General features: G+C 52.7%; 6 protein-coding genes. 2 read left to right on the plus strand and 4 right to left on the minus strand.

The annotated features are described in order from the left end of the window. The coding region (locus Q7V48_10165) for a Gfo/Idh/MocA family oxidoreductase (GenBank protein MDO9211094.1) at positions 1 to 1,089 on the plus strand (1,089 nt) is incomplete at its 5' end. Positions 1,090 to 1,205: 116 nt separating this feature from the next. Then, entirely contained in the window at positions 1,206 to 2,744 is a 1,539-nt protein-coding gene (locus Q7V48_10170; GenBank protein ID MDO9211095.1) for an ABC transporter substrate-binding protein, read from the plus strand. Between the two features lie 13 nt (positions 2,745 to 2,757). On the opposite strand, the gene Q7V48_10175 is transcribed toward Q7V48_10170, so the two are convergent. The 4 genes from Q7V48_10175 to Q7V48_10190 form a co-directional block, all read right to left on the minus strand. Continuing rightward, a complete protein-coding gene (locus tag Q7V48_10175) occupies positions 2,758 to 2,889 on the minus strand; it encodes a hypothetical protein (protein ID MDO9211096.1) in 132 nt (43 codons plus the stop codon). Between the two features lie 4 nt (positions 2,890 to 2,893). Beyond that, on the minus strand, positions 2,894 to 3,037 hold the full coding sequence (locus Q7V48_10180) for a hypothetical protein (GenBank protein ID MDO9211097.1): 144 nt from the start codon (positions 3,035 to 3,037) through the stop codon (positions 2,894 to 2,896). A gap of 142 nt (positions 3,038 to 3,179) precedes the next feature. Continuing rightward, entirely contained in the window at positions 3,180 to 4,721 is a 1,542-nt protein-coding gene (locus tag Q7V48_10185; GenBank protein ID MDO9211098.1) for an ABC transporter substrate-binding protein, read from the minus strand. 324 nt (positions 4,722 to 5,045) lie between these two features. Further along, the gene (locus Q7V48_10190; GenBank protein MDO9211099.1) at positions 5,046 to 6,746 is read right to left on the minus strand and encodes a CocE/NonD family hydrolase; all 1,701 of its coding nucleotides are present in this window, start codon (positions 6,744 to 6,746) and stop codon (positions 5,046 to 5,048) included. Between the last annotated feature and the right edge of the window lie 405 nt (positions 6,747 to 7,151).

The following is a 7,151-nucleotide window of genomic DNA, read 5'->3' on the forward strand; positions in this document are numbered from 1 at the left end:
AGAAAGAGAGCGTTCCCCATGGATGGTAAACCGGTCCGCATAGCAATCGTGGGCATCGGGATGTGGTGTAAGGCCCTGGCCATCGTCGTGCAAAAAAGCGGAGCCTTCAAGATCGTCACCTGTTACACCCGGACCAAAGCCAAGCGGGAAGAGTTCGCCGCCGCCTTCCAGTGCGACCAGGAGGCTTCCTACGAAGATCTCCTGAGGCGGGAAGACGTGGAAGCGATTCTTCTGACGACCCCCAATTCCGCGCATAGCGAAATGACTGTACTGGCCGCCAACCACGGCAAGCATGTAATGGTGGAGAAACCCATCGCCAATAGGGTTTCCGACGCCAAGCGAATGATCGAGGCCTGCAAGAAAAATGGAGTTGTCCTCTCGGTCGCCCACAACCAGAGAAGACTGGCCGGCTACCGGAAGATCAAGGCCATGGTCCAGGAGGGGAGCCTGGGAAAGATCGTCACGGTGGAAACGAACTTTTCCCATAACGGCGGGTTCAGGTTAACCCCTCAGATGTGGCGCTGGTATGAGGAGGAGTGCCCCGGAGGTCCCATGATGACTCTGGGAGTCCATCCTGCAGAAACCCTCCGGTATCTTCTGGGCCCCGTCCAATCCGTTTCCGCCTTCTTCAACCGCCTCTGCCTCCAGACCGAGATCATCGATGCGGGAACGGCGATCCTGCAATTCGAATCCGGGGCTCTGGGCTACCTGGGATCCAACTTTATCACCCCCTGGGTGAATTATTGTCACCTTTATGGGACCGAGGCCAACCTCTATTTAACGGTAGATCTTCCTGTTCGAAAACCCGATGAAACCCCCGGGCAATATGGAGATAGCTGGAACTATGCGGACCGAAACTCCGCGCTTTACCTGAAACGCAAAGGAGAGGATCAAAAAATTAAAGTTGATTTGGAACCCGGAGAAATTTTAACCGAGGAAGTGAGGGAATTTGCCGATTGCATCCGTAATCACAAGGTCCCTGAAACAGGCGGGCCGGAGGCCATGCAGGCTCTGGCCGTGATCGTGGCGGCGATCCGGTCGGCTCGAACCGGGGAGATAATTAACGTGGCCAACGTCTTGGCGGAATAAGTCGGGATTCATTGCTCACTCATCAGCATATCAAACCTAAGGGTATTCAATTAAGAAAAATGAAAAATCAAGTCCTGCCTTTCGCCTAAAATTTTCTATTAAGAAGGAGGAAACGAATGCAAAGACGGAAAACCATGTTTTGGAGGTTGTGGGCGCTGGCTATTTTGGCGGCGGTACTTTTGGGAACGCCCGGCGCTCGGGCAGCCTCCCCGCAGGGGGTAATGAAGCAGGCCATCCACTGGGGGCTTTCAGCGGACTGGCTGGACCCTTCCACGGCCAGCTACGTAACCACAGCGAACCATCCTTTATACCTTTTCCATGATGCTTTGTTGAAAGCCATGCCCGAAGGGAACTATACCCCCTGCTTAGCTGAGTCATGGAATATCAGCCCGGATTTTAAGGTTTATGAATTTAAACTGCGCCAAGGGGTAAAGTTTCACAATGGCGACACCTTGACTGCGGAGGACGTCGTCTTTAGTTTCTGGCGATACAAGGCTGCCCTGGCTAAATTTTTTCATAATCGAACAGAAAAAGTAGAGGCGGTCAATCCGAACCTCGTTCGGTTTCAATTTAAAGAACCCTTTCCTGATTTTTTGGATTATTTTCTCCCTGGAGCGACCACTATTGGCTGGGTAGTTCCCAAAAAATATATTGAAAAAGTTGGAGATGCGGGCTTTAAAAAGAATCCTGTAGGAGCAGGACCCTATAAATTTGTGGAATTTCAGGCGGGGGTTAGACTGGTGGGGGAGGCTTTTGAGGACTACTGGAGAAAAGTCCCGCAGGTTAAAAGAATGGAATTTCATTATATTCCTGAGCCGGCTACCCGTTTAGCGATGGTCAGACGAGGAGAAGTCGATGTCGCTACGCTTATGCAGGGTGTTTTTTATGCAGATGCAAAAAAAGATTCGAAGCTTAGGCTTCTCGAACCTCTGAGCCCAACCCGGTGGATGATCTATATCTCGCCGCAGTGGGACCCCAAATCTCCATGGGCTGACGAGCGCGTGCGCAAGGCGGCAAGTGTGGCCATCGATCGAAAAACGCTGGCCGATATTTTCATGCCCGGGTGCAGTGGCGTTGGTTCCCTCGGCATAGAGGGGGATCCTTTAGCGGTGCATTATCCTGCAGATCCCTACGACCCAGCACAGGCTAAAAAGTTGTTGGCGGAGGCGGGATATGCGAAGGGCTTTCAGGGGGGGAAATTTTATCCCTACGGGGGATATTGGGAATATGGGGAGCAGATTGCTACCAACTGGAAGGCCGTAGGGATTACGGTGGAGTTAGTTCTTCTGGATCGACCTGCTTGGTTGGCTCAACGGGACGCCGGAAAGATGAAGGGGAGTCTTTTCGTGGATAACCCCATCGCTCCGACCATTGGAGGAAGGTTAGCTTATCTTTTCAGCGGTACTGGGTCTTATGGAAACTATCCAGATATTCAAGCCTTATGGGAACAGTACCAGCATGAGTACTCCCCCAAGACGAGGAAGGATTTGATCTCGCGGATTCAAAAGATGACTTATGAAAAAACCATTTGGCTACCGCTGACTTCCACCAATTCCCCGGCTGGTTTTGGCCCCAGGGTAAAGGGGAACCCTTACAAGATTCAGCCGCTCCTTTGGTTCACCGCTCCGTTTGAGGACATCGAGGTGGCAAAGTAATTTCATTTCCAGGCTACGCCTTTAGTTTCTCGGCCAGCCAGTCATGCATGTACGGAATGGCTACACCCAACCGGTCATTCTGACAATGCTGAGACCCCCCTTCTTCTGCCGTAAAAACGCGGAGGGTTTTATCCTTTGAGCCCACGGCGTTAAAACAGGCCTTTGAGGCGTTTTCCTACTCGGTCAACCTCCCCGAGATCGCTGGACCCCCAGGGTGCAGTGCCCAGCGCAATGATCAACCCGGCCGACCAGCGGTAATTATCGGAGAAATAGGTAAACCAGTTACCTTTCATATAGGGTTCCCTTTGGGAAATTCAACAGGGTAGATCTTCTGGATCAGCTTAGCCGAGGTTTTTGATCTTCGGGGCGTTTTTCAATTTCCGGACAGTTATAGTCGCGGATTAATCTTTTGTTTTCGCTGCTGAACACTCCCTTTCAATGAACCAATTCTATATCTTCAAAAGGAGCCGTGAACCATATGAGAGGTTGAATTTTATAGGGATTTCCTTTCACTCTGGGGCCAAACGCTGCCGGCGAATTCGTGTCGGTAAGAGGAATGAACATGCTTCTCTCATAGATTAGATTTTGGATTCGCCCGATCAAATCCTTTCTAACCTTCGGGTCGACCTCTGGTTGGTATTGATCCCACAATGCTTTAACATCTGGATAATTGCCGTAGGAAGTTGTACCAAAAAGATAGGCCAAGCGGCCCCCGATGGTCGCCAGGGGTGCCGGGTCAATGAAAAGTCCCCCTTTCATTTTCCCGCCCTGTCGATTCGCGAACCAAGCCGGTCTGTCTAAAAGCACAGTATCAACATTAATGCCCACAGCTTTCCAATAGTTCATAATCTGCTCTCCGTAAGGCCAATAACCTCCTTGGTACGGATAAAATTTACCCCCATGAAAGCCCTTTGGATATCCTGCCTCGGCCAAAAGCTTCTTCGCTTGTCCCGGGGCATAAGGATCTGGCGGGAAATTGACCATAAATTCATCTCCCTCCATGGCCAGCGTTCCCATCGGCTTACACCCTGGCATAAAAATATCGGCCAAACTCTTGCGGTCAATCGCCAAACTGGCGGCTTTGCGAACCCTTGCGTCCGCCCATGGAGACTTGGAATCCCATTGCGAGGCGATATATACCAGCCAGGTCACTGGGCTTAATGGATGGAACAGGCGAAGCTTCGGGTCTTTTTTTACGTCCTCATAAAATACCCCCTGCATGAGCGTAGCAATATCAGCCTCGCCTCTTCTAACCATGGCCAGGCGGGTGGCTGGCTCACTTATGATGAGAAACTCCATTCTTTTGATTGGGGGGGTTTTTCTCCAGTAATCTTCAAAAGCCTCGGCCACAATCCTAACACCCGCCACAAATTCCACAAATTTGTATGGGCCGCACCCGATAGGATTTCTCTTAAACTCCGCATCCCCCACCTTTTCCGTATATTTCTTGGGTACAATCCAACAAATAGCGCTGCCTCCTGGAAGGAAATATTCCAAAAAATCAGGATACGGTACTTTGAAGTGAAAGCGCACCAGATGAGGATTCACGGCTTCAACCTTCTCCGTCTTTCCTTGAATAATTTTGGCCTGAGCAGCCTTGTATCTCCAGAAACTGAACACCACATCTTCTGCGGTCATGGTGTCCCCATTATGGAACTTCACCCCTTTCCGCAATTTGAATTCATAAGTTTTGGCATCAGGGCTAATCGTCCATGACTCGGCCAGGGAGGGGGTAAAATTCCCTTCCGGCATGGGTTTCACCAAGGCATCATGGAAGAGATAAAGTGGAAGGCTCGAGCTGATCAGCCCCGAGTTGGTTGCCGGATCCAGCCAATCTGCAGAAAGCCCCCAATGGATCGCTTGTTTTAACACCCCTGCGGGAGTGGTGGCTTGAACCTGAACCGATGCTAAAAAAACCATTCCGACAATAGCCGCCATGACTAACAGCAAGTGCATTTTGGTTTTCTTGGCTTTCATGAAATTATCCTCCTTAAGGTATTTAAAACCCCTCCAAGCCCTGAAGGCAGATTGCCGAAAAATTTTATGAACTCTGTGTTGCTTCATGGTCAAATAACTCGATTGCATAGGAAATTGCTTTTGGACACGGATTCACCCTGTTAGATGTTTACTATCTAACGGGGTAAACACAGATTTTCAGGATATTAAATGCAAAAAAATAAATATCTGCGAAAATCTGCGAAAATCTGTGTCCAAATTAATTTGATCATTTATTTAATTCGATGCCGCCCCCTTTCCCTCTTTCTGAAAGGGGGGTTAGGAAAACGGGGGGCCGGCTTTTCCTTAGGGAATGACCGGCAGGAGTACGTAGGCCGCCTTGTCGCCGCCGGCGTAGAGGGTGACCTTCCCGCCGAATATCTCCGGAGGCCGATCCTTGGGATCATCGTGCAGGAACGGCCCGCAGCCCTTCATCACGTTGACGAAGGTCGTGATCCGTTCGCCTTCCCCGGCATACTCGTAATCCTTGCCCCGAACGGTAAGCGCAATCCGGTATCCGGCCGGCACGACAACGCAGGTCGGCCAGATCTCTATGTCGAGTTCGTAAACCTCGCCAGGCTTCAGCGGCTCCACCACATCGTGGGTGTGATACGGGCGGTATTCGGTGCCGAGCTTGGGGTCCAGTTTGCGGTGCGAAGCCCTAAGCCAGCCCTGACCGATGGGGGTATGGGGATCCAGCGCTCCCTGGAAAACCACCTCCTTACCGTCAGGGGCGAAGACGCGCAGGACCAGGAAGAGGTCCGCATCGGTCGTGGACGAGGAGACGAACATCTTGCTGGCCACGGGTCCAGTGATTTCCATCTCCTGCGCGAGAGGGGGAGTCATAAAGCTAATGCCGTCTCCAAGCGCCTCGAAAGTGACGCTGCCCTTGGCCCTCACCGGCTCCCAACTGAGGCTGCGGTCGGCGGGGTTGAGGTAGAGACGGGTCCAACGCGTTCGTGCCAGCGGCCACTCGCTCTCTCCCCGCACCACCAAGCCGTTGACTCTGCGGATCTGCAGTTGCAGTTTCGGCTGGCTCTTCCAATCGTTGTCGATCCCTTTCAGAAAATGGTCAAAGAAGCGCTTCTGGAGCGTGACCCCGTATCGGGTGTAAAACTCCGTCCAATGCTCCAGCCCGTGAACCTCCAGCCATTTTTGCTTGGAGGCGGCCCGCGCGAACCCTTCAATGTTGCCGCGGAGATGGAGCCCCTGCCCTCCCCAGTTGGCCGCGGAGAGGAGGGGAACGGTGACCTTGGACCAGTCCGGAGATCTCCCCCGGTGGTATGGGTCATCCAACGGATGCTCCGTGAGCTCTTTCCTCAGGTCTACCCGATTCTTAGCCAGCTCTTCTTCTGACAGCGTCTCGGGGCCGCCAACGAGTTCACCCGTGTTCGGGCTTACGAATCCTCTCTTCCCGAGACCGTGCTGCACGGTCATCACCTGCTTCTTGAACCAGTTGCCGGAAAAGGCACACAGGATACCGCCGTGATAGGCCCCGTCCCGATACGAGTCGGACGCCCCTTCCCAGGGGATGATGGCCGTCAGATGGGGAGGCTGCAGCGAAGCCACGTTCCACTGGTTTCGGGCGTAATAAGAAATCCCGAGCAAACCCACTTGGCCATTGCTCCAGGGCTGCGTCCCGGCCCACTCGATGCAGAGGTAAAGATCGCGGGTCTCCCTGGGCGAGCGGGGATCGATGAATCCCGGTGAGCGGCCCGCACCCCTTGAGTCGACCCGCAGGCATACGTATCCGTCCGGCACCCACTTCTCGGGATCCGCGACTTCCCAGTTCTGGTACTTGTTGGTCGAGCCTTCTATCACGTCCGGGTGCTGCTCGGCCATCCGCCGCCATTGGTCCGGGTAACCCTCCTGGAAGGCAAGGCCCTTCCCGTACGGGCCGTAGGTCAAGATCACCGGATATTTGCCTTCCTGCGGCGGACGGTAAATGTCAGCCCTCAGTACGAGGCCGTCATCCATGGTAATCGGAACGTCCCAGTCAATCAGCATTCCATCCCTGAGCTCACTCTTCTGGCTCATCTCTGCTCCTTCATGCTTATTTGTTGAGTCGACAGCGAAGTTCCCTTGCCAGTCTCTTTGACAGAAGTTTTTTGATTTGATAAAAACTCGCTTTTGGTTAGGCTGTTTTTTCCAGGGGATATTTTCCAGGGGACGTAGCTCCGATAACTCCGTTATTGTAGGAAATCTGCAATCGCCCATCCCCTTTTCTGAAATTCCTCTTCCCCTCGATCCACCCCACGAAGAACGCTCTGTACCGATATATTCAATACCTTGGCCACCTGCGTCAGAGACGTCCCATATCCCCGAATCGCCACATAACTGACTTAGTTCCTTTCTCCCACTACGCTCCTTCGCCGGCTGCCCCCCATTAGCTCAGCCATGGATAACCCCAAA

This window comes from Deltaproteobacteria bacterium (assembly GCA_030654105.1).
Taxonomy (GTDB): domain Bacteria; phylum Desulfobacterota; class SM23-61; order SM23-61; family SM23-61; genus JAHJQK01.